This is a genomic window from Cupriavidus sp. F041 (assembly GCF_057814235.1).
On sequence record NZ_JBVASY010000002.1, the window covers coordinates 3,458,101 to 3,479,533 of the forward strand.

Genomic DNA, 21,433 nt, shown 5'->3' on the forward strand with positions numbered 1-21,433 from the left:
GGCCGGCTCCGGACATGGAGATCGGTGCCGCCACCGCTGCAGCCTTCCATCTGCTGGCCAGCGGCGACGGCGCCTTGTGGTTCATCGTCTGGACCTCGCTGGTGGTGGCCGTGCTGGGGCTGGCGCTCGCCACCGTGCCCGCCATCGGCGCGGCCTACCTGATCGCCACCCACGATTTTCCCGGCCGCCGGGTAGTCGTGGTGGTGGCGCAGGCCTTCCTTTCCTTCCCGACCGTGCTGGTCGGGCTGATCCTGTATCTGCTGTTCACCCGCCAGGGACCGCTGGGCGATTTTTCATTGCTGTTCACCCGTAGCGGCATGGTCTTCGGGCAGGCGGTGATCGGCTTCCCGGTGGTCCTGGCCTTTGCCCTGTCCACCCTGCAGGGGGCGGACGCGCGCCTGCGTGAAACGGCGTGGGTGCTGGGCGCTGGCCGCTGGCGGACCTTCTTCACGGTGCTGCGCGAGCTGCGCTTTGGCCTGATGGCAGCGCTGGTGGCCGGCTTTGGGCGGGTCATTGCCGAAGTCGGCTCCGCGCTGATGATCGGCGGCAATATCGAAGGCGCTACCCGGACCATCACCACCGCCATCGCGCTGGAAACCAGCAAGGGCGAATTTGCCCAGGGCATCGCGCTGGGCATCGTACTGGTGGCGCTGGCACTGCTGGTGAATGTGATGCTGGCATGGCTTCAAGGCGCGGGAGGATTCCGCCGATGAGCACGCTGCCCGCACGCCAGACTCCCGACGGCCGCGCGTTGCCGCCCGCGCAATTGCCCCCGCTGCTGACCGTGCGCGGCCTGCAGCGGCAGGTCGGCGCGCGGCGTCTGTTCGACATCCGCGAACTGGCCTTTCCCCGGGCCGCCGCCGTGGTACTGACCGGTGTCAACGGCGCCGGCAAGACCACGCTGCTGCGCATGGTGGCGGGGCTGGAGCGCGCGCCCGGCGCCACGGTGTCCTGGACCGATGCGGCCAGCCAGCCGCACGAGGCAGCGCTCGATCCGCTGCCGGCGGCGCTGCGGCAGCGCATCGCCTATCTCCACCAGCATCCCTACCTGTTTCGCACCTCGGTACGGGAGAATATTGCCTATGGCCTGAAAACCCGCGGCCTGGACGCCGACGAGATCCGGCGGCGCGTGGGGGCCGCGCTGGGCTGGGCCGGCATTACGCATGTGCAGGACACCGCGCCCGAACGCCTGTCCGGCGGCGAGATACAGCGCGTGGCGCTGGCACGCGCCAAAGTGCTGGAGCCCGACTTGCTGCTGCTGGATGAACCCACCTCCAGCCTGGACGGCCACGCGCGCGAACAGGTGATCGCACTGGTGCGCGAACTGGCCGCCGAGGGCCGCACCGTGGTGATGATCTGCCACGACCGCGACCTGATCAACCTGCCGGGCGTGGTGCGCTGGAAGCTCACCGACGGACGCCTGGATACGCGCCATCGCTGAGCGGCCGGATCAGTCGTCCACGCGCAATACCGCCGGCAATACCCCGCGCAGCGAGTTGGCCAGCGCCAGCGCTTCGGCGCGGCGCAGCATGGCCCGCGTGATAACCGCCTCGCTCACCGGTCCGCCCAGGTAGCGCGCGCCGTCGGCAAGCACCGCCGCGCGCATCACACCGGGCAGGATGTCCGCCGTCAACGGCGGCGTCAGCCACGCCCCGTCCACCTTGACGAACACCGAACTGCGGCCGCCCTCAAGCAGTTCGTCGCGGGCGTTGAAGAACAGGCTGTCGAAGGCGCCTGCGCGCTCGGCGGACTGCCAGCCGGCGTCGTAGACGGCGCGCGCGCTGGTCTTGTGGCGGCGCAGCGGATCGGCGCATGCCAGCGCCTGCGGCGCCAGCGTGACCAGCGCCGGGACGGCGCCCAGTGGCGCCAGCGGGCCGTGGGTGATGGCGAAACCGCCGGCCTTGTCCAGCGCCAGGCGCAAGCGCCAGGTACCGGCGCCGAGATCCGTCACGGCACCCTGCACGGCCGCCAGCGCGCGGTCCCGCTCGAAGCGAAAGCCCAGGCAGGCGGCGGAAGCGGCCAGCCGCGCCAGATGATGGGCCAGGCGCTGGCATTCCCCATCCTCCACCCGCATGGTCTCGAACAAGGTGAAGCCCGGATCGTGCGCGGTCAGGAAGCGGGCCTTCCAGCCGCATTCGGCATATTCTCCCGCGGCGTCGCTGTCGTGCACGATGCCGCCGCCGACGCCCATCTCGCCCGCGCGCAGACCATCCGCGCCCGGCGCGCCCAGCACCAGCGTGCGGATCGCCACCGACAGCGCGAAGGCGCCGGGCCACCCATCGGCCTGTTCGCCGCCGGGCGCATCGATCCAGCCCAGGGAGCCCGTATAGAGGCCGCGCGGCGCCCGCTCCAGTTCACCGATGATCTGCATGGTGCGCCGCTTGGGCGCACCGGTGATGGAGCCGCAGGGAAACAGCGCGCGCAACAGGTCGGCCAGGCCGGTGCCGGGACGCGCGGCGGCGGTGACGGTGGAGGTCATCTGCAGCACCTGGCCGAACGGCTGCACCGTGAAGCGGTCCGGCACGGCCACCGTGCCGGGCACGGCGACGCGGCCGAGATCGTTGCGCAGCAGGTCGACGATCATCACGTTCTCGGCGCGGTTCTTCGGGTCCGCCGCCAGCGCTGCGGCGGCCTCAGCATCGCGCGCGCTGTCGCCGGTACGCGGGGCGGTGCCCTTCATCGGGCACGCCAGCAACCGGCCCTGCCCGTCATGCCGGACAAACAACTCGGGCGACAGCGACAGCACCCAGCCATCGCCCGGCAGCCGCGCCAGCGCTGCGTAGGGCACCGGCTGAGCGGCGCGCAGCGCGGCATACAGCGCCAGCGGGTCGCCGAAAGCCGCAAAGCGCAGCCGCTGCGTGAAATTGACCTGGTAGGTATCGCCAGCCTCGATCCACTGGTGGATCCGGGCAATGGCCGCGTGGAAAGCGGTTTCCGGCGTGTCGGCTGTGACGTCCATCACGCCGGCCGGTTCGCCCGAGGACGGCGCCAGCCACTGCGCGACCTCCCGCGTCTCCAGCCGCCGCATCTGCCGGAACCACAGCAAGCGCAGCGCGCCGTCATGGAAAGGCAGCGCGCGGTCGACATGGACCGGCACGCCGACCAGCGGGCCGCCGAATTCGTAGGGGGCGAACAGCGTGGCGTGCCAGCCCTGGCGCCAGCCTTCTGCCAGCATGGCGTCGAGCGTGCCGAGCGCGGAGGCGTCGGGCAGCGCGTCTTCACGGGCGAAGCCGGTGTACAGGCGCGAAGATGCCTCGCCGGGGGCGGCGGTGGCGTCGTCGAGCAGGACGAAGGGCTCGGCGGCGCCGGCAGGGCCGGATTCGGGAGTTTGCGGGAAGGGAGAGGAGGAAGACAAGCGGGTCAGGGAGACAGCCACGGTAAATCACCAGCGTAAATTGAGGTCGCCATAAAGCGGGCGACATCGCATTATCGCGCGCCCGCCCTCTCCCCCGGCTTGCTCTCCCACAAGTGGGAGAGGGGAGCAAACCTGCGGCACCGGCCGAAGTCGCGGAGCGGGCCAAGACCGCCCGCCCTGACGACGGCTTTCGCTCCCTCTCCCCTCAGGGGGAGAGGGCTGGGGAGAGGGGTGGCTTAGCTAGGAGCCAGTTCAAGCGAAGCCCACGGTTTTTTTCGGCGCCCCCAAAACAAAAAAGCCGGCCACGCATCAACGCGTGGCCGGCCGCATGCCGTCGCCGGATCAGCTGAAGAAGCTCTTCACCTTATCCAGCCAGGATTGCTCCTGCGGGCTGTGGCGCGAGCCACCTTCGTGCACCGAGCGGTCGAACTGGCGTAGGATGTCCTTCTGCGCCTCGGTCAGCTTGACCGGCGTTTCCACGTTCACATGCACGTAGAGGTCGCCCGGATAGCCCGAGCGCACGCCCTTGATGCCCTTGCCGCGCAGGCGGAACGTCTTGCCGGGCTGGGTGCCTTCGGGCACCGGGAAGCTGGCCTTGCCGCCCAGCGTGGGCACTTCCAGGTCGCCGCCCAGCGCCGCGGTGGCGAAGGAGATCGGCATCTGGCAGTGCAGGTCGTCGCCGTCGCGCTCGAACACCGAGTGTTGCTTGATGTGGACTTCCACATACAAATCGCCCGGGGGCCCACCGTTGATGCCCGGCTCGCCGTTGCCCGTGGAGCGAATGCGCATGCCCTCGTCGATGCCGGCCGGGATCTTCACTTCCAGCGTCTTCTGCGACTTCAGCTTGCCCTGGCCGTGGCACTTGGTGCAAGGCTTGGGAATATGCTTGCCGGTGCCGTGGCACTTGGGGCAAGTCTGCTGCATCGAGAAGAAACCCTGCGACACGCGTACCTGGCCCGCGCCATGGCAGGTCGGGCAGGTTTCGACGTTGGTGCCGGGTTCGGCGCCATTGCCGTGGCAATGCTCGCACTCGTCCCAGTGCGGCACGCGGATCTGCGCGTCGTGGCCGTGGGCGGCCTGCTCCAGCGAGATCTCCATGCTGTAGCGCAGGTCGGCGCCGCGGTACACCTGCGGCCCGCCGCCCCGGCGTCCGCCGGCCTGGCCCTGCTGGCCGAAGATATCGCCGAAGATATCGCCGAAAGCTTCGGCGAAACCGCCATAGGCCTGGCCGCCACCACCGAAACCGCCCGCCATGTTGGGGTCGACGCCGGCATGGCCGTACTGGTCGTAGGCCGCCTTCTTCTCGGGATCGGAGAGCATCTCGTAGGCCTCTTTGACCTCCTTGAATTTCTCTTCGGAATCCTTGCTGTCCGGATTGCGGTCCGGGTGGTGCTTCATCGCCAGCTTGCGATACGCCTTCTTGATGTCGTCGTCGCTGGCGTTCTTGCCCACCCCGAGCACTTCGTAAAAGTCACGTTTTGCCATGGTGGCTGCTTACCTGATTGGCCCGGAAACGCGTGCAAAACCCGCCCGAGCAAAATAGCAAAAAAGCCGAGCGAGGCATTCGACGGCGGTAACCCGCTTGGTCCAATGTCCGTCGCCCGGCGTCGGGATGGGGGCTGGCGCAGCTTGTGTGCCGCGCCCCCGCCCCGCTCTTTCATTACTTCTTGTCGTTGACTTCCTTGAATTCGGCGTCCACGACGTTGTCGTCCTGCGGCTGGGCATGTTGCTGCTGACCCGCGCCGGCAGCACCGGCACCGGCCGCGCCCGCCGCACCGGCTTCGCCGGCCTTGGCTTGCATGTCGGCGTAGACACGCTCGCCCAGCTTCTGGCTGGCCTCGGACAGCGCGCTGACCTTGGCATCGATCTCGGCCTTGTCGCCACCGCGTGCGGCGTCTTCCAGTTCCTTGATCGCGGCTTCGATCTTTTCCTTCTCGCCCGCTTCCAGCTTGTCGCCGTATTCGGTGACAGCCTTCTTGGTCGAGTGGATCAGCGCGTCGGCCTGGTTGCGGGCGTCAGCCAGCTCGCGGGCCTTCTTGTCTTCCTCGGCGTTGGCCTCGGCGTCCTTCACCATGCGCTGGATCTCGTCTTCCGACAGACCCGAGTTCGCCTTGATGGTGATGCGGTTTTCCTTGCCGGTCGCCTTGTCCTTGGCGCCCACGTGCAGGATGCCGTTGGCGTCGATGTCGAACGAGACTTCGATCTGCGGCAGGCCGCGCGGTGCCGGCGCTATGCCTTCGAGGTTGAACTCGCCCAGCAGCTTGTTGCCGGTCGCCATCTCGCGCTCGCCCTGGAACACCTTGATGGTCACGGCCGGCTGGTTGTCGTCGGCGGTCGAGAACACCTGCGCATGCTTGGTCGGGATGGTGGTGTTCTTGGTGATCATCTTGGTCATCACGCCACCCAGGGTTTCGATACCCAGCGACAGCGGCGTCACGTCCAGCAGCAGCACGTCCTTGCGGTCGCCCGACAGCACCGAACCCTGGATCGCGGCGCCAACGGCCACGGCTTCGTCCGGGTTCACGTCCTTGCGCGCTTCCTTGCCGAAGAACTCCTTGACCTGTTCCTGCACCTTGGGCATGCGGGTCATGCCGCCGACCAGGATCACGTCGTCGATCTCGCTGACCTTGACGCCGGCATCCTTGATGGCGATGCGGCACGGCTCGATGGTGCGGGTGATCAGTTCCTCGACCAGCGATTCCAGCTTGGCGCGGGTCATCTTCAGGTTCAAGTGCTTCGGACCGGAGGCATCCGCCGTGATGTACGGCAGGTTGATTTCGGTCTGCTGCGAGCTCGACAGTTCGATCTTGGCCTTTTCAGCGGCTTCCTTCAGGCGCTGCAGCGCGAGCACGTCCTTGGACAGGTCGACGCCCTGGTCCTTCTTGAACTCACCGATGATGTAGTCGATGATGCGCTGGTCGAAGTCTTCGCCGCCCAGGAAGGTGTCGCCATTGGTCGACAGCACTTCGAACTGCTTCTCGCCGTCAACGTCGGCGATCTCGATGATCGAGATGTCGAACGTGCCGCCACCCAGGTCATACACGGCGATCTTGCGGTCGCCCTTTTCGTTCTTGTCCAGGCCGAAGGCCAGCGCGGCCGCGGTCGGCTCGTTGATGATGCGCTTGACGTCCAGACCGGCGATGCGGCCAGCGTCCTTGGTGGCCTGGCGCTGCGAGTCGTTGAAGTAAGCCGGCACGGTGATCACGGCTTCGGTCACCGGCTCGCCGAGGTAGTCTTCGGCGGTCTTCTTCATCTTGCGCAGCACTTCGGCGGACACCTGCGGCGGCGCCAGCTTCTGGTCGCGCACCGATACCCATGCGTCGCCGTTGTCGGCCTTGACGATGGAGTACGGCATCAGGCCGATGTCCTTCTGCACTTCCTTTTCTTCGAACTTGCGGCCGATCAGGCGCTTCACCGCGTACAGGGTGTTGCGCGGATTGGTGACCGCCTGGCGCTTGGCAGGCGCACCGACCAGGATCTCGCCGTCTTCCATGTAGGCGATGATCGACGGGGTGGTGCGTGTGCCTTCGGCATTTTCGATCACCTTGGGCGTATTGCCTTCCATGATCGCGACGCAGCTATTGGTGGTACCGAGGTCGATACCGATGATCTTACCCATTTATTCTCTCCTCTTGAGCCCCGCTATCCGCGGGGACTGCAATTCGTCCTGAGGGCGAAATGTGGCCGTCCGGGGCCATTTCAAGGGCCGGACGCGCAAATCCGACTAAATTTCTCGACTTCTCCCTCCGGCCAGCGGCGGCTCGGCCGGCCAAGTTGAGGGGCGTTCCGGGACGTTGCGCGACGGCCGGGCATTTTGTGCTCTTTGGGTCACTAAAAATCGAGGCTACCTTGATGGCTAACGGCCCCGCTGCCACAAGACATCGCTGCCCCCGCCCGCCCGGTTGAGCACGCGCGCCAGCACGAACAACAGGTCGGAGAGCCGGTTCAGGTACTGGCGCGGCGCCTCGTTCAGTGCCTCCTGCACGCCCAGCGCCACCAGCGCCCGCTCGGCACGCCGGCAAACCGTGCGGCATACGTGCGCCACCGCTGCGGCGCGGCTGCCGCCCGGCAGGATGAATTCGGCCAGGCGCGGCAGGCTGGCGTTGTAGTGGGCCAGCCATTCGTCGAGCTGCAGCACCTGCTCGGGCTTGACCAGCACATAGCCGGGGATGGACAGCTCGCCGCCGAGATCGAACAGGTCGTGCTGGATATGCAGCAAGGCCGAGCGGACGTCTTCGGGCAGCGTCTCGGTGAGCAGCACGCCGAGATTCGAATTGAGCTCGTCGACATCGCCGATGGCGGCGATGCGCAGGCTGTCCTTGCTGGTACGGCTGCCGTCGCCGAGCCCGGTGGTGCCGGCGTCTCCGGTGCGGGTGGCGATCTTGGTCAGGCGGTTGCCCATGCGGGTCTCCGGCGTTGGCGAATCTTGCATTATGGCGCGCTTCTGGCCGCCGGCGGGAGAACCGGCGAGACCTCTCAAGTGGCCGTTGCTGCGCCCCGGCAACGAGCCGGGCCGGGGGCGGCGTAGAATAAGGGGATTCGCTTGAAACGCTACCGGGTGCAAGCGCAGGCACCGTTCCGCGCGGCTACGCAAAGGCCGCCGCCGCACGGCATCCAGCCACTTCAGCCCCGCCGGAGACGCCATGAACCATCCCCTTCCCCACGCCGCGCTGGTGCGCCAACCCCTGCCCGCCGCCGTGCGCGACGCCCTGCAGGCCCGCTTCGGCGAACGCTTCTCCACCTCGCCCGGCGTGTGCGATCACCACGGGCGCGATGAGTCGCCCTTCCCGCCGGCGGCGCCGGACGGCGTGGTGTTCGCCCATACCACCGAGGAAGTGGCCGAGGTGGCCCGCCTGTGCAACGCGCACCGCGTGCCGCTGATCGCCTACGGCGCCGGCTCCTCGCTCGAAGGCCACCTGCTGGCGGTGGCGGGCGGCATCAGCCTGGACCTCTCGCAGATGAACCGGGTGCTGTCGGTACAGGCCGAGGACCTCAACGTGACGGTGCAACCGGGCGTGACCCGCAAGCAGCTCAATCAGGAAATCAAGGACAGCGGCCTGTTCTTCCCGATCGACCCGGGCGCCGATGCCTCGCTGGGCGGCATGTGCGCCACGCGCGCCTCGGGGACCAATGCGGTGCGCTACGGCACCATGCGCGAGAACGTGCTGGCGCTGACCGTGGTGACCGCCGACGGCCGCATCATCAAGACTGGCACCCATGCGCGCAAATCTTCGGCCGGCTATGACCTGACGCGCCTGATGATTGGCAGCGAAGGCACCCTGGGCATCATTACCGAAGTGACGGTGCGGCTGTATCCGCAGCCCGAAGCCATCTCGGCCGCCATCTGCGCCTTCCCCAGCATGGGCAGCGCGGTGCAGGCGACCATCGACACCATCCAGCTGGGCGTGCCCGTGGCGCGCGTGGAATTTGTCGACGCGCTGGCCATCCGCGCCATCAACCGGCACGACAACCTGTCCATGCCGGAGATGCCGCACCTGTTCTTCGAATTCCACGGCACCGAGGCCGGCGTCAAGGAGCAGGCCGAGACCGTGCAGCAGATTGCCGCGGAACACGGCGGCCAGGGCTTCGAGTGGGCCACGCGGCCGGAAGACCGCAGCCGGCTGTGGAACGCGCGTCATACCGCCTACTTCGCCATGCTGCAGCTCAAGCCGGGCTGCCGGGCGGTGACCACCGACGTCTGCGTGCCGATCTCCCGACTGGCCGATTGCGTGACCGAGACCGAGCGCGACCTGAACGCATCCAGCCTGCCCTGCCCGATCGTGGGCCATGTGGGCGACGGCAATTTCCACGTGGCGATCCTGACCGACCCCGAAAAGCCCGAGGAACTGGCCGAAGCCGAGACCATCAACCGGCGCATCGTGGAGCGCGCGCTGGCGATGGGCGGCACCTGCACGGGCGAGCATGGCGTGGGCCTGCACAAGATGGATTTCCTGGTCAGCGAGCATGGCGAGGACGCGCTGGACCTGATGCGCGCCATCAAGAACGCGCTCGATCCCAACCACATCCTCAACCCGGGCAAGATCTTCCGCCCGGTGCGCTGAGGACCGGGCGGCATGGCCTCCGTGTTCAACCGCGTTCCGCCTCTGCACCTGCTGATCGCGTTCGAAGCGGCCGCCCGGCTGGGCAGCTTCGCGCGCGCGGCCGAGGAACTGTCGGTCACGCCCAGCGCGGTATCGCACCGGATCAAGAACCTCGAGGAATTGTGGGCCGAGGACCTGTTCGTGCGCTCCAATGCCGCGCTGCGGCTGACCGCGTCGGGCACGCGCTACCTGCGCAATGTGCAGGACGCCCTCAAGTCGCTCAACGAACTGGCCCGGCCGGAGTACAACAAGCAGCGCACCCGGCTGCGCGTGGCGATCCCGCCCACCTTCGGCCGCCAGCACCTGGTGCCGCGCCTGCCCGAGTTCACGGCGCTGTACCCGCATATCGACACTGAGTTGCACCTGGCCATCCCGTTCCTCGACGTGAAGGCGGAAGACACCGATGTGGAAATCCGCTATGGCACCGGACGCTATCCCGACCTGAAAACCACCAAGCTGCTGGTCGAGCCTGTGTTTCCGGCGTGCGGGCGCGAGTACTACGAGCGCATCGATGGCCGCGCCATCACCAGGCCCGAGCACCTGCACAACCTGGTGCTGCTGCGCAGCCCGCTGGAGCCGTGGAAGCCCTGGTTCGAAACCGCCGGACTGGACTGGCCGGAGCCGCAGACCGGCCCGCAGTTCAACGATATCGGCCTGATGCTGGAGGCCATCGCTTCCAACCAGGGCGTGGCCCTGGTGCGCCAGCGCATGGCCCGGCACTGGCTTTCGCTGGGCCAGATGGTGCGGCTGCTGGATATCGAGTCGGTGTCGCCGCACGGCTACTACATTGTCGAGCGCGAACAGGCGCCGCTCAAGCCGGAGGCGAGGTACTTCGTCGACTGGCTGCTGGGCCTGGACTGGTAGCGCACAAGCCGAAACAATAAACCGGATGAAAGAGGCTCCTCGCCCATGCTCGCCCTGAAGCTGTTGCCGGTGCCCGCCTTCATCGCATATCAGCCCGGGATTGCCGAACAGGAGAGCGCATGATGCCCACGCAGATCCGCCTGCTTACCCCCGCCGATGCCGGAGCTTTCCAGGCGCTGCGCCTGGAAGGCCTGCTGGAGGCGCCCGCCGCTTTCGGCTCCAGCTTTGAGGAGGAGCGCGAATTGCCACTGGCCACCATCGCCGGCCGGCTGGCGGCGACGCCCGGAAAGGCCGTGATCGGCGCCTTCGACCAAGGTGATGGGGCCGCCGCGCTGGCCGGCGTGGTCGGCGTCATGCGCGAGGACAAGGTCAAGCAGCGCCACAAGGCCTTTGTCTGGGGCATGTATGTGGCGCCTGCCTATCGCGGCCGGCGCCTTGGCCGGCAGCTGATGGCGCAAGCACTGGCCGTTGCCGCCGCCATGCCGGACCTGCGCCAGGTCACGTTGAGTGTCACCGCCGCCAACGCGCCCGCGATCGCGCTCTACGAATCGATGGGCTTCCGGCGCTACGGCGTCGAGCCCCAGGCGCTCTATGTGGCGCCGGATTATCACGACAATCTGGAAATGGTGCACATGCTGGCGCCGCGCTGATGGCGCGCCGACAAAAAAGAGCCCCATTGCCGCCTTGCACCGCGCCGGTGCTAAGCTGGACTTGAACCGGCCCGGCCACCGCGCCACGCCCCGCATGGCACGCTCCGGCCCAACGCCGTCATGAGCGATTTTGATCAGCCTGCCATGCGGAATTCACGTCGCCATGAGGTTTCGCAGCCACCAGGCTGCGCTATAGTCCTTGCTCCCCACCCGCTTGCGCCCTGCCATGGCGGACGCCGGCGGCCATTACAGGAGTTGCCATGAACGCCCCGCACGAAGTCTCTCCGGTCGCCGACGACGCGCGCCGCAACGCGCTGCTCGAAGGCCTGGCGAAAATCCTGCCCGATGCGGCCCTGTTGTGGAAGCCCGAAGACACCGTGCCCTACGAGTGCGACGGCCTGGCGGCCTACCGCCAGATCCCGCTGGCCGTGGCACTGCCCGATAACGAGGAACAGGTTTGCGCGATCCTGCGCCTGTGCCACTCGCTGCAGGTGCCGGTGGTGCCGCGCGGCGCCGGCACCAGCCTCTCGGGCGGGGCCATGCCGATCGCCACCGGCCTGGTGCTGTCGCTGGCCAAGTTCAAGCGCATCGTCACCGTGGATGCACGCTCGCGCACGGCCGTGGTCCAGCCCGGCGTGCGCAATCTCGCCATCTCCGAGGCTGCCGCGCAGTACAACCTGTACTACGCGCCCGACCCGTCGTCCCAGATTGCCTGCACCATCGGCGGCAACGTCAGCGAGAACTCGGGTGGCGTGCATTGCCTCAAGTACGGCCTGACGGTACACAACGTGCTGCGCGTGCGCGCCGTGACGATGGAAGGCGAAGTGGTGGAGTTCGGCTCCGAAGCGCCCGACGCGCCGGGGCTGGACCTGCTGGCCGCCGTGATCGGCTCCGAAGGCATGCTGGCGGTGGTGACCGAAGTGACCGTCAAGCTGATCCCCAAGCCGCAACTGGCGCAGGTGATCATGGCCAGCTTCGACGACGTGGCCAAGGGCGGCAACGCGGTGGCCGACGTGATCGGCGCCGGCATCATCCCCGCCGGGCTGGAAATGATGGACAAGCCCGCTACCGCCGCGGTCGAGGAATTCGTGCGCGCCGGCTATGACCTCGATGCCGCCGCCATCCTGCTGTGCGAATCCGACGGTACGCCGGAAGAAGTGGCCGAGGAAGTGGAACGCATGAGCGAGGTGCTGCGCGCCTCCGGCGCCAGCCGCATCCAGGTGTCGCAGAGCGAGGCCGAGCGGCTGCGCTTCTGGAGCGGGCGCAAGAACGCCTTCCCCGCGGCGGGGCGCATCTCGCCGGACTACTACTGCATGGACGGCACCATCCCGCGCAAGCATATCGGCACGCTGCTCAAGCGCATCGAGGAGATGGAGCGCAAGTACGGCCTGCGCTGCATGAACGTGTTCCATGCCGGCGACGGCAATATGCATCCGCTGATCCTGTTCGATGGCGCCGACCAGGACGAATGGCACCGCGCCGAACTGTTCGGCTCCGACATCCTGGAGAGCTGCGTGGAACTGGGCGGCACCGTCACCGGCGAGCATGGCGTGGGCGTGGAGAAACTCAACTCCATGTGCGTGCAGTTCTCGCCGGAAGAGCGCGAGCTGTTCTTCGGCGTCAAGGCCGCCTTCGACCCGGCTCGGCTGCTCAATCCCGACAAGGCCATCCCCACGCTGGCGCGCTGCGCCGAGTACGGCCGCATGCATGTGAAACGCGGGCTGCTGCCGCACCCCGAACTGCCGCGGTTCTGAACATGCCCGGTCAAAACGCCACGCAGCGCGCCCACAGCAGCGCGCAGACCCGCCAGCGCCTGGGCAAGCCCGAATCGGGCTGGCGCGAGCGCTGGTACACCATCATTTTCGAAGCGGACACACGCTACGGCCGCCTGTTTGATATCACCCTGCTGGTGGCCATCGTCGCCAGCGTGCTGATCGTCGTGTTCGACAGCCTGCCGGCGATCAGCCTGCGGCTGGGCCGGATATTCACCGTGCTGGAATGGCTGTTCACGCTGCTGTTCACCGCCGAGTACGTGATGCGCATCCTGGTGGTGCGGCGTCCCTTGCGCTATGTGTTCAGCTTCTTCGGCGTGGTCGACTTCCTGTCGATCATCCCGACCTGGCTCGCCTTCTTCGTACCGGAGCTGGCCTTCCTGATCGACGTGCGCCTGCTGCGGCTGCTGCGCGTGTTCCGAATTCTCAAGCTGACGGTGTACTTCGAAGAAGCGCAGATCCTGTATCGCGCGCTGGCCAACAGCCGGCGCAAGATCTTCGTCTTCCTCGGCACCGTGTTCATCATCACCGTGATCCTTGGCACGGTGATGTACGTGGTGGAAGGCCCGCAGCACGGCTTCACCAGCATCCCCGTGAGCATGTACTGGGCGGTGGTGACGCTGACCACCACGGGTTTCGGCGACATGGTGCCCAAGACCCCGCTGGGCCAGTTCATCACCTCGCTGACCATCCTGCTGGGCTACGGCATCATCGCCTTCCCGACCGGCATCGTCGGCGCAGAGCTGGCCGCGAGCATCATGAAGCGGCCGCTGACAACGCGCACCTGCAACCATTGCCTGACCGAAGGGCACGATCCCGACGCCGTCTACTGCAAGCACTGCGGCAACGCGCTGCCGCAATACCAGGACGAGAGCGAGCGCGCGCAGATCGCGCCCGGCGCGCCACCGGACCGCCCGTCTTCTTCCGCCTGATCTCATTCACGCCAACCCCAGCCAGCCACCATGCCAGCCGACCTGCAAGCCACCCTCACCGCATTTCGCGACGCCATCCGGCACGCCACCGACACGCGCGCGCCGCTGCGCCTGCGGGGCGGCGGCAGCAAGGATTTCTACGGCCAGCAATTGCAGGGGGATGTGCTCGACACGCGCGCCTATAGCGGCATCGTCGATTACGACCCGCCCGAACTGGTCATCACCGCGCGCTGCGGCACGCCGCTGGCGGAGATCGAGGCGGCGCTGGCGGAGCGGCGCCAGATGCTCGCCTTCGAGCCACCGCATTTCAGCACGGGCGCCAGTGGGGGCGACGTGGCAACCCTCGGCGGCGCGGTGGCCGCGGGCCTGTCCGGCCCGCGCCGGCAGGCGGTCGGCGCGCTGCGCGATTTCGTGCTGGGCACGCAGGTGATGGACGGCCGCGGCGACATCCTGAATTTCGGCGGCCAGGTGATGAAGAACGTGGCCGGTTACGACGTATCGCGCCTGATGTCGGGATCGCTCGGCACGCTGGGACTGATCCTGGAAGTCTCGCTCAAGGTCCTGCCGGTGCCATTCGACGACGCCACGCTGCGCTTTGCGCTGGGCGAGGCCGAGGCGCTGGACCGTCTCAACCAATGGGGCGGCCAGCCGCTGCCGATTGCCGCTTCGGCGTGGCACGACGGCGTGCTGCACCTGCGCCTGTCGGGTGCGGCGGCGGCGCTGCGCTCCGCCCGCGCGCGGCTTGGCGGCGAAGCCGTGGAACCCGGCGAAGCCGATGCGCTGTGGCGCGCGCTGCGCGAGCAAGGCCATCCCTTCTTCGCCCCGGTGCACGCCGGCCGGGCCCTGTGGCGCATTGCCGTGCCCACCACCGCCGCGCCGCTGGCGCTGCCCGGCGGGCAACTGATCGAATGGGGCGGCGGCCAGCGCTGGTGGCTGGGCGGCGCCGATAGCGCCGCCGACGGCAACATCGTGCGCGCCGCCGCGAAGGCCGCCGGCGGCCACGCCACGCTGTTCCGCAACGGCGACAAGTCGGTGGGCGTGTTCACGCCGCTGTCGGCGCCGCTGGCCGCCATCCACCAGCGCCTCAAGACCAGCTTCGACCCCGCCGGCATCTTCAACCCGCAGCGCATGTACGCCGGCCTCTGAGCCACGCGCCACGCCCTTCCGATCCCCAGCCAAGGCACCAGAGAGTCCCCGAACCATGCAAACCACCCTGGCCGAATTCCTGCGCGACACGCCCGACGGCGAAGAAGCCAAGTCCATCGTCGGCAAATGCGTGCATTGCGGCTTCTGCACCGCGACCTGTCCCACCTACCAATTGCTCGGCGACGAACTGGACGGGCCGCGCGGCCGCATCTACCTGATGAAGCAGGTGCTGGAGGGCCAGCCCGTCACGGAAAGCACGCGCCTGCACCTGGACCGCTGCCTGACCTGCCGCAACTGCGAATCGACCTGCCCTTCGGGCGTGAAGTACGGCAGGCTGGTCGACATCGGCCGCAAGGTCGTCGATGACCGTCTCGAAGCGCAAGGCATCCAGCGACCCGCGCGCGAGCGGTTCGCGCGTTGGGCGCTGCGCGAGAGCATGACCCGGCCCGCGCTGTTCGGACCGGCCATGCGCCTGGGCCAGCGTTTTCGCCCGCTGCTGCCACAGGCCCTGCGCAACAAGGTGCCCCAGCCGGTGGACGCCGGCGCCTGGCCGCGCAACACGCATGCGCGCAAGATGCTGTTGCTCGACGGTTGCGTGCAGCCATCGATGTCGCCCAACATCAATGCCGCCACGGCCCGCGTGTTCGACCGCCTCGGCGTGCAGCTTGTCGTGGCGCGCGAGGCCGGCTGTTGCGGCGCGGTGCGCTATCACACCGGCGACCACGACGGCGGCCTCGACAATATGCGACGCAATATCGACGCCTGGTGGCCGGCGGTGCAAGCGGGCGCCGAGGCCATCGTGATGACGGCGTCGGGCTGCGGCGTGATGGTCAAGGAGTACGGGCACCTGTTGCGCAACGATGCGCGCTATGCGGAGCGCGCGCGCCAGATCTCGGCGCTGACCAAGGATCTGTCGGAGCTGCTGCCGGATTTTTCCGACACACTGCAGGCCCTCGCCACCGAGGCACGGGAGGGCAAGAGCGGCAACGGCCAGCGGGTCGCCTACCATCCGCCCTGCACGCTACAGCACGGCCAGCAGATCCGCGGCAAGGTGGAGGCGTTGCTGACCGGCCTGGGCGTGGATGTCAAGCTCTGCGCCGACAGCCACTTGTGCTGCGGCTCCGCGGGCACGTATTCGGTGCTGCAGCCGGAGTTGTCGTACCGCTTGCGGGATGAAAAGCTCGCCAACCTGCAGGCTTCGGGGCCGCAGGCCATTGTCTCGGCGAATATTGGCTGCATCACGCATCTGCAAAGCGGCACCGGAACGCCGGTGATGCACTGGATCGAACTGGTGGACCGGATGTTGGGGTAAGTGGCCCGAAGCCCGGGACGAAGCTGACCCGCTGCGCCCACGGCGTCTGGCACAGTGCTGGCCGTCGCGCCCTCCTACGCAAGCGGGAGGGCGCAAACCCGCTGCCAGAAGAGGCCACTACGAGTTACCATGCGAGGGCTCCTATCCCGGCTGTCCGCGCCTCGCTCTCTCATGCTTCAAACCTTTGCCATCCTCCTGGTCTTCCAATCCGTCGGGGAGGCGCTCAGCTACGCCCTGAACCTGCCCGTGCCCGGCCCGGTGATCGGCATGATCCTGCTGTTCGGCTGGCTCACCTTCGACGACCGGCTGCTGCCGGTGATCCAGGGCACCACGTCCGAACTGCTCAAGCACCTGTCGCTGCTGTTCGTGCCGGCCGGCGTGGGCATCATGGTGCATGCGCATCGCATCGGCGGGGAATGGATGCCGATCGTGGTGGCGCTGGTGCTCTCCACGTGGCTTGCGATCGCTACCACGGCGCTGGTGGCGCGTGCCCTGATGGGCAAGGCGAAGCCGCCCGAGGCCGCCGCGTCTGCGGCGCCGGGAGAACAGGCATGATGACGCCGCGCCTCAATGAGATCTGGGTCTACCTGGCCGCCAGCCCGCTACTGGGGCTGACCGCCACGCTGCTGGCCTATGTGTTCGCGTTCCGCGTCTACGAACGCGCGCGTTTTTCGCCGCTGGCCAATCCCGTGATGATCGCGGTGGCCATCCTGGTCACGCTGCTGACGGTGACCGGCACGCCGTACAAGACGTATTTCGACGGCGCGCAGTTCGTCCACTTCCTGCTGGGGCCGGCCACCGTCGCGCTGGCGGTGCCGCTCTACATGCAACTGCCCAAGCTGCGCCGGCATGTGCTGCCGCTGCTGGGCGGACTGCTGGCTGGCTCGCTGGTGGCTGTGATATCCGCCGTGGGCTTCGCCTGGCTGCTGGGTGCTTCGCCCGAGACGATGCGCTCGCTCGCGCCCAAGTCGGTCACCATCCCCATCGCCATGGGCGTGGCCGAGAAGATCGGCGGCCTGCCCTCGCTCACCGCCGTGCTGGTGATGGGTACGGGCATCATCGGCGCGGTCAGCGCCACCAAGCTGCTCAATCTGTTGCGCATTTCCGACTACACCGTGCGCGGCTTCGCCACCGGCGTGGCGGCGCACGGCATCGGCACCGCGCGCGCCTTCCAGGTCAACCAGGAGGCCGGCGCCTTCGCCGCGCTCGGCATGGGCCTGAACGGCGTGCTGACCGCCGTGATGGTGCCGATGCTGGCGGCGTGGATGCCGCGCTGATCCCTGCTGACAGGACGTTGTCAGTAGCCCCCGCGCATGATCCGTCCCTCCATCACCTCCCGAGAGAGACCATCATGAGCGGATTGATCAACTGGCTTGAAATCCCCGTCGCCGATATGCAGCGCGCGATCCGGTTCTACGAACAGGTGTTCGAAACCACCCTCAAGCGCGAGACCATGGCGCAAATCGACATGGCCGTCTTTGCCAGCCATGAGCCTGGCGGCGCACTGGTGGCCGGCGAAGGCTTCCGGCCATCAGCCGATGGCTGCCTGCCCTACCTGCACGCGCCGCAACTCACGGCGCTGCTGGCGCGCGTGCAGGCCGCCGGTGGCAAGACGGTATTCGGCCCGCTGCAACTGCCCGGCGATATTGGCCATATTGCGCATATCATCGACAGCGAAGGCAACCGCGTGGGCCTGCACCAGCCCCTGGCCGGCTAGGCGGTGGCTGCGACCGTTTTGCCGATATCCGCGTAGAACCAAGATGAAACCTCAATGAGCCGCCGTGCCGACCGCCTTTTCCAGATTGTCCAGGTACTACGCGGGCGCCGCCTGACCACGGCGGCGCTGCTGGCGCAGCGGCTCGGGGTGTCCGAGCGCACGGTGTACCGGGATATCCAGGCACTGTCGCTGTCGGGCGTGCCGGTCGAGGGAGAAGCGGGCATCGGCTACCGGTTGCGGGCCGACTATGACGTCCCTCCGCTGATGTTCACCGCGATCGAAGTCGAAGCGCTGGTGGCCGGGCTGCGGCTGCTCAAGGCCTGGGGCGGCGGCGCGCTGGCCGCCGCGGCCGATCCCGCGCTGGAGAAACTGGTGGCGGCGCTGCCGCCGGCGCGGCGTCACGCGGCGCAGCAAAGCCGGGTGTTCGCCCCGGAATTCGTCAATCATCCGCAGGTGCGCGACGCCTTTGACGTGGTGCACGGCGCCATGAACGCGCAGCGCCTGCTGCGCCTGGACTACACCGACGCGCAACAGCGTGCTACCGACCGCATCGTGCAGCCGCTGGGCCTGTTCTTCTGGGGCAATAGCTGGCTGCTGGCCGCATGGTGCACCACGCGCACCGATTACCGCAGCTTCCGGCTGGACCGTTGCCGCGGCATCGTCATGCTGGACGAACGCTTCCACGAAACGCCGGACCGCTCGCTCAACGGCTTCCTGCGGGCAGTGCAGCAGACCAGCGGCTAGGCGCCGTGGACTAGGCCGGCTCGGCCAGCAGCTTCTCGATGTCGCCCTTGATGTCCTCGGGCTTGGTGGTGGGCGCGTAGCGCTTGAACACCGTGCCATCGCGGCGCAGCAGGAACTTGGTGAAATTCCACTTGATCGCTTCCAGGCCGAGCACGCCCGGCTTCTCGGAAGTCAGCCAGCGATACAACGGATGCGCGTTGGCGCCATTGACGTCGATCTTGCCGAACATCGGGAAGGTGACGTGAAAGCGCGACTCGCAGAACTGGCCGATCTGCCCGGCGTCGCCCGGCTCCTGCTTGCCGAACTGGTTGCAGGGAAAACCCAGCACTTCCAGGCCGCTTTGCGCGAACTGCTCCTGCAGTGCCTGCAGGCCGGCGTATTGGGGCGTGAAGCCGCACTCGCTGGCGGTATTCACGATCAGCAGCACCTTGCCGCTGAATTGCGACAGCGGTACCGGCTGGCCGGCAAGGGAACTGGCTTCGAACTGGTAGACGTTACTCATGGCGGGCTCCTCTGATGGCGCGGCGGGGTGCCGGCGGCGCGGACAGTGTACTAGTTCCGCAAGCGCCGCGCTGGCGGCAGATCAGATCACATTCAGATGTTCGGTGCCGGCGCCGAGGTCGGTTTCGCGGTCCAGGGTGCCGTGCAGCTTGATCATCAGCCGCAGGTCGTTGAGCGAGTCGGCGTTGCGCAGCGCGTCTTCGTAGCTGATCTTGCCGGCCTCGTACAGGTCGAACAGCGCCTGGTCGAACGAGACCATGCCCTGCTCGCGCGATTTCTTGATGACTTCCTTCAACGCGTGGATCTCGCCCTTGAAGATCAGGTCGGCCACCATCGGCGTGCCGATCATGATTTCCACCGCCGGCACGCGGCCCTTCTGCCCCTTGCGCGGCAACAGGCGCTGCGACACCATCGCCTTCAGGTTGAGCGACAGGTCGATCAGCAACTGCTGGCGCTTTTCCTCGGGGAAGAAGTTGACCACACGGTCGATGGCCTGGTTGGCGTTGTTGGCGTGCAGCGTGGCCAGGCACAGGTGGCCCGTTTCCGCATACTGCATCGCGTATTCCATGGTTTCGCGATCGCGGATTTCGCCGATCAGGATCACGTCGGGTGCCTGGCGCAGGGTGTTCTTCAGCGCCACGTGCCAGGACTCGGTATCGATGCCGACCTCGCGCTGCGTGACGATGCAGTTCTGGTGCGCGTGCACGTATTCGATCGGGTCCTCGATGGTGATGATGTGGCCGTAGGAATGCGCGTTGCGATGGTCGAGCATGGCCGCCAGCGAAGTCGACTTGCCCGAGCCGGTGGCGCCGGTAACGATCACCAGGCCGCGCTTTGACATCACGATGTCATGCAGCGTCTGCGGCAGGTCAAGATCTTCCACCGAGGGAATGCGCGTATTGATGGTACGCACCACCATGCCCGCCTTGCCCTGCTGGATAAAGGCCGAGACCCGGAAGCGCCCGGCGTTGGGCACGGAGATGGCAAAGTTGCACTCTCGGCTGCCCTCGAACTCGCCCGTCTGGCGCTCATTCATGATCGAGCGCACCAGGTCGAGCGCCTGGGTGGGATTGAGCGGCTGCTGCGACACCGGCGTGATCTTGCCGTCGACCTTGATCGCGGGCGGAAAATCTGCGGTGATGAACAGGTCCGAGCCGCGGTTGCCGACCATCAGCACAAGCAGGTCGTTGATGTACTTGGCGGCGGATTCGCGATCGAGCATGGCGTTGTCCTGGTTTGGATGCGGCGGACTCGCCTCAGCCCGTGAATGAATCGGGGTTCTTGGCGATGGCGCGTGCGTCGTTGTAGCTGATCATCCCACGCTTGATCAGGTCCGACAGGCACTGGTCCAGCGTCTGCATGCCAAGCCCGCTGCTGGTCTGCATCATCGAGTACATCTGGGCGATCTTGTTCTCGCGGATCAAGTGGCGGATCGCCGGCGTGGCGATCATGATCTCGTGCGCCGCGGTACGGCCATTGCCGTCACGCGTCTTGAGCAGCGTTTGCGAGATCACCGCTTCGAGCGACTCCGACAGCATGGTGCGCACCATGTCTTTCTCTTCGGGCGGGAACACGTCGACGATCCGGTCGATGGTCTTGGCTGCCGAACTGGTATGCAGCGTGGCAAACACCAGGTGGCCGGTTTCCGCCGCGGTCAGCGCCAGCCGGATGGTTTCCAGGTCGCGCAGTTCGCCCACCAGCACCACGTCGGGGTCCTCGCGCAAGGCGGAGCGCAGCGCGTTGGCGAAGGAGTGCGTGTGCGGCCCCAGCTCGCGCTGGTTGATCAGGCTCTTCTTGGACGTGTGCACGAACTCGATCGGGTCTTCCACCGTGAGGATGTGGCCCATGTCGTGATCGTTGCGGTGGTCCACCATCGCCGCCAGCGTGGTGGACTTGCCTGAACCGGTCGGGCCGGTCACCAGCACCAGGCCGCGCGGCTTCATGCAGAGGTCGGCGAATACCGCCGGCGCGCGCAGGTCTTCCAGCGTCAGAACCTTGGAGGGAATGGTCCGGAACACCGCGGCCGCGCCGCGCTGCGTATTGTATGCATTGACCCGGAAGCGCGAGAGGCCGGAGATCTCGAAGGAGAAATCGATTTCCAGCCGCTCTTCATACTGCTTGCGCTGGGTGTCGCTCATGATGTCGTACACGAGGGCGTGGACATCCTTGTGGCCCATCGCCGCTACGTTGATGCGGCGCATGTCGCCGTGGATACGCACCATCGGCGGCATGTCTGCCGAGAGATGGAGATCGGACGCCTTGTTCTTGACGGCGAAAGCTAATAGCTGCGCGATGTCCATCTATAATGACCCCACCCTATTATTGTCGTACTTTGTTGT

The 21,433-nt window shown here is 67.2% G+C and carries 20 protein-coding genes; 13 read left to right on the forward strand and 7 right to left on the reverse strand.

The genetic code is table 11. The features are described from left to right. Positions 1–14: 14 nt before the first annotated feature. Complete coding sequence (locus ACZY0R_RS33310; protein WP_045237612.1) at positions 15–713, forward strand: ABC transporter permease; 699 nt, start codon at positions 15–17, stop codon at positions 711–713. Beyond that, positions 710–1,441 (forward strand): ATP-binding cassette domain-containing protein, encoded by a 732-nt coding sequence (locus ACZY0R_RS33315; protein ID WP_488864495.1) that lies wholly within the window; start codon positions 710–712, stop codon positions 1,439–1,441. The genes ACZY0R_RS33310 and ACZY0R_RS33315 overlap by 4 nt, the downstream gene beginning before the upstream one ends. 9 nt (positions 1,442–1,450) lie before the next feature. Here ACZY0R_RS33315 and ACZY0R_RS33320 read toward each other — a convergent pair whose 3' ends face one another. The 4 genes from ACZY0R_RS33320 to ACZY0R_RS33335 all read right to left on the reverse strand — a co-directional run bounded on the left by ACZY0R_RS33320 (position 1,451) and on the right by ACZY0R_RS33335 (position 7,757). Next, positions 1,451–3,376: a chorismate-binding protein gene (locus ACZY0R_RS33320; protein WP_488864497.1), complete on the reverse strand. Its 1,926-nt coding sequence runs from the start codon at positions 3,374–3,376 to the stop codon at positions 1,451–1,453. Positions 3,377–3,697: 321 nt separating this feature from the next. Continuing rightward, positions 3,698–4,840 (reverse strand): molecular chaperone DnaJ, encoded by a 1,143-nt coding sequence (gene dnaJ / locus ACZY0R_RS33325; protein WP_035867441.1) that lies wholly within the window; start codon positions 4,838–4,840, stop codon positions 3,698–3,700. 175 nt (positions 4,841–5,015) lie between these two features. Continuing rightward, entirely contained in the window at positions 5,016–6,974 is a 1,959-nt protein-coding gene (dnaK, locus tag ACZY0R_RS33330) for a molecular chaperone DnaK (RefSeq protein ID WP_045237610.1), read from the reverse strand. Positions 6,975–7,211: 237 nt separating this feature from the next. Next, positions 7,212–7,757: a cob(I)yrinic acid a,c-diamide adenosyltransferase gene (locus ACZY0R_RS33335; RefSeq protein WP_488864500.1), complete on the reverse strand. Its 546-nt coding sequence runs from the start codon at positions 7,755–7,757 to the stop codon at positions 7,212–7,214. A 241-nt stretch (positions 7,758–7,998) separates the two neighbouring features. On the opposite strand from ACZY0R_RS33335, the gene ACZY0R_RS33340 reads away from it, so the two are divergent. From ACZY0R_RS33340 to ACZY0R_RS33390, 11 genes are all read left to right on the forward strand, one after another. Next, a complete protein-coding gene (locus ACZY0R_RS33340) occupies positions 7,999–9,417 on the forward strand; it encodes an FAD-binding oxidoreductase (RefSeq protein WP_045237608.1) in 1,419 nt (472 codons plus the stop codon). A 12-nt stretch (positions 9,418–9,429) separates the two neighbouring features. Then, positions 9,430–10,320 carry a LysR substrate-binding domain-containing protein gene (locus ACZY0R_RS33345; protein WP_045237607.1) on the forward strand — a complete coding sequence of 297 codons (891 nt, stop codon included), beginning with the start codon at positions 9,430–9,432 and terminating at the stop codon, positions 10,318–10,320. Positions 10,321–10,442: 122 nt separating this feature from the next. Continuing rightward, positions 10,443–10,970 carry a GNAT family N-acetyltransferase gene (locus tag ACZY0R_RS33350; protein WP_052685943.1) on the forward strand — a complete coding sequence of 176 codons (528 nt, stop codon included), beginning with the start codon at positions 10,443–10,445 and terminating at the stop codon, positions 10,968–10,970. Between the two features lie 260 nt (positions 10,971–11,230). Continuing rightward, positions 11,231–12,724, forward strand: coding sequence for an FAD-linked oxidase C-terminal domain-containing protein (locus ACZY0R_RS33355; protein ID WP_488864503.1), 1,494 nt, complete (start codon positions 11,231–11,233; stop codon positions 12,722–12,724). 2 nt (positions 12,725–12,726) lie between these two features. Beyond that, positions 12,727–13,674, forward strand: a complete 948-nt coding sequence (locus ACZY0R_RS33360; RefSeq protein ID WP_488864505.1) for an ion transporter — start codon at positions 12,727–12,729, stop codon at positions 13,672–13,674. A 30-nt stretch (positions 13,675–13,704) separates the two neighbouring features. Further along, positions 13,705–14,820, forward strand: a complete 1,116-nt coding sequence (glcE, locus tag ACZY0R_RS33365) for a glycolate oxidase subunit GlcE (protein WP_488864507.1) — start codon at positions 13,705–13,707, stop codon at positions 14,818–14,820. A 55-nt stretch (positions 14,821–14,875) separates the two neighbouring features. Continuing rightward, the gene (gene glcF / locus ACZY0R_RS33370) at positions 14,876–16,132 is read left to right on the forward strand and encodes a glycolate oxidase subunit GlcF (protein WP_488864509.1); all 1,257 of its coding nucleotides are present in this window, start codon (positions 14,876–14,878) and stop codon (positions 16,130–16,132) included. Between the two features lie 171 nt (positions 16,133–16,303). Next, positions 16,304–16,687: a CidA/LrgA family protein gene (locus tag ACZY0R_RS33375; RefSeq protein WP_488864511.1), complete on the forward strand. Its 384-nt coding sequence runs from the start codon at positions 16,304–16,306 to the stop codon at positions 16,685–16,687. Beyond that, the gene (locus tag ACZY0R_RS33380; protein ID WP_488864513.1) at positions 16,684–17,409 is read left to right on the forward strand and encodes an LrgB family protein; all 726 of its coding nucleotides are present in this window, start codon (positions 16,684–16,686) and stop codon (positions 17,407–17,409) included. The genes ACZY0R_RS33375 and ACZY0R_RS33380 overlap by 4 nt, the downstream gene beginning before the upstream one ends. A 74-nt stretch (positions 17,410–17,483) precedes the next feature. Then, positions 17,484–17,849 carry a VOC family protein gene (locus tag ACZY0R_RS33385; protein ID WP_488864515.1) on the forward strand — a complete coding sequence of 122 codons (366 nt, stop codon included), beginning with the start codon at positions 17,484–17,486 and terminating at the stop codon, positions 17,847–17,849. A 54-nt stretch (positions 17,850–17,903) separates the two neighbouring features. Further along, the gene (locus tag ACZY0R_RS33390; RefSeq protein ID WP_045237600.1) at positions 17,904–18,593 is read left to right on the forward strand and encodes a helix-turn-helix transcriptional regulator; all 690 of its coding nucleotides are present in this window, start codon (positions 17,904–17,906) and stop codon (positions 18,591–18,593) included. Between the two features lie 10 nt (positions 18,594–18,603). Here the strand turns inward: ACZY0R_RS33390 and ACZY0R_RS33395 are convergent, their stop codons facing one another. The 3 genes from ACZY0R_RS33395 to ACZY0R_RS33405 all read right to left on the reverse strand — a co-directional run bounded on the left by ACZY0R_RS33395 (position 18,604) and on the right by ACZY0R_RS33405 (position 21,394). Then, on the reverse strand, positions 18,604–19,095 hold the full coding sequence (locus ACZY0R_RS33395) for a glutathione peroxidase (RefSeq protein ID WP_488864517.1): 492 nt from the start codon (positions 19,093–19,095) through the stop codon (positions 18,604–18,606). Between the two features lie 81 nt (positions 19,096–19,176). After that, positions 19,177–20,316, reverse strand: coding sequence for a PilT/PilU family type 4a pilus ATPase (locus ACZY0R_RS33400; protein WP_045237598.1), 1,140 nt, complete (start codon positions 20,314–20,316; stop codon positions 19,177–19,179). A gap of 34 nt (positions 20,317–20,350) precedes the next feature. Beyond that, the gene (locus tag ACZY0R_RS33405) at positions 20,351–21,394 is read right to left on the reverse strand and encodes a type IV pilus twitching motility protein PilT (RefSeq protein WP_045237597.1); all 1,044 of its coding nucleotides are present in this window, start codon (positions 21,392–21,394) and stop codon (positions 20,351–20,353) included. Between the last annotated feature and the right edge of the window lie 39 nt (positions 21,395–21,433).

Bases quoted from the DNA above. Each gene is read 5' to 3' on its own strand.
- ACZY0R_RS33310 (WP_045237612.1), top strand. From the start codon at position 15: ATGGAGATCGGTGCCGCCACCGCTGCAGCCTTCCATCTGCTGGCCAGC.
- ACZY0R_RS33315 (WP_488864495.1), top strand. From the start codon at position 710: ATGAGCACGCTGCCCGCACGCCAGACTCCCGACGGCCGCGCGTTGCCG.
- dnaJ (WP_035867441.1), bottom strand. From the start codon at position 4,840: ATGGCAAAACGTGACTTTTACGAAGTGCTCGGGGTGGGCAAGAACGCC.
- dnaK (WP_045237610.1), bottom strand. From the start codon at position 6,974: ATGGGTAAGATCATCGGTATCGACCTCGGTACCACCAATAGCTGCGTC.
- ACZY0R_RS33335 (WP_488864500.1), bottom strand. From the start codon at position 7,757: ATGGGCAACCGCCTGACCAAGATCGCCACCCGCACCGGAGACGCCGGC.
- ACZY0R_RS33340 (WP_045237608.1), top strand. From the start codon at position 7,999: ATGAACCATCCCCTTCCCCACGCCGCGCTGGTGCGCCAACCCCTGCCC.
- ACZY0R_RS33345 (WP_045237607.1), top strand. From the start codon at position 9,430: ATGGCCTCCGTGTTCAACCGCGTTCCGCCTCTGCACCTGCTGATCGCG.
- ACZY0R_RS33350 (WP_052685943.1), top strand. From the start codon at position 10,443: ATGCCCACGCAGATCCGCCTGCTTACCCCCGCCGATGCCGGAGCTTTC.
- ACZY0R_RS33355 (WP_488864503.1), top strand. From the start codon at position 11,231: ATGAACGCCCCGCACGAAGTCTCTCCGGTCGCCGACGACGCGCGCCGC.
- ACZY0R_RS33360 (WP_488864505.1), top strand. From the start codon at position 12,727: ATGCCCGGTCAAAACGCCACGCAGCGCGCCCACAGCAGCGCGCAGACC.
- glcE (WP_488864507.1), top strand. From the start codon at position 13,705: ATGCCAGCCGACCTGCAAGCCACCCTCACCGCATTTCGCGACGCCATC.
- glcF (WP_488864509.1), top strand. From the start codon at position 14,876: ATGCAAACCACCCTGGCCGAATTCCTGCGCGACACGCCCGACGGCGAA.
- ACZY0R_RS33375 (WP_488864511.1), top strand. From the start codon at position 16,304: ATGCTTCAAACCTTTGCCATCCTCCTGGTCTTCCAATCCGTCGGGGAG.
- ACZY0R_RS33380 (WP_488864513.1), top strand. From the start codon at position 16,684: ATGATGACGCCGCGCCTCAATGAGATCTGGGTCTACCTGGCCGCCAGC.
- ACZY0R_RS33385 (WP_488864515.1), top strand. From the start codon at position 17,484: ATGAGCGGATTGATCAACTGGCTTGAAATCCCCGTCGCCGATATGCAG.
- ACZY0R_RS33390 (WP_045237600.1), top strand. From the start codon at position 17,904: ATGAGCCGCCGTGCCGACCGCCTTTTCCAGATTGTCCAGGTACTACGC.
- ACZY0R_RS33395 (WP_488864517.1), bottom strand. From the start codon at position 19,095: ATGAGTAACGTCTACCAGTTCGAAGCCAGTTCCCTTGCCGGCCAGCCG.
- ACZY0R_RS33400 (WP_045237598.1), bottom strand. From the start codon at position 20,316: ATGCTCGATCGCGAATCCGCCGCCAAGTACATCAACGACCTGCTTGTG.
- ACZY0R_RS33405 (WP_045237597.1), bottom strand. From the start codon at position 21,394: ATGGACATCGCGCAGCTATTAGCTTTCGCCGTCAAGAACAAGGCGTCC.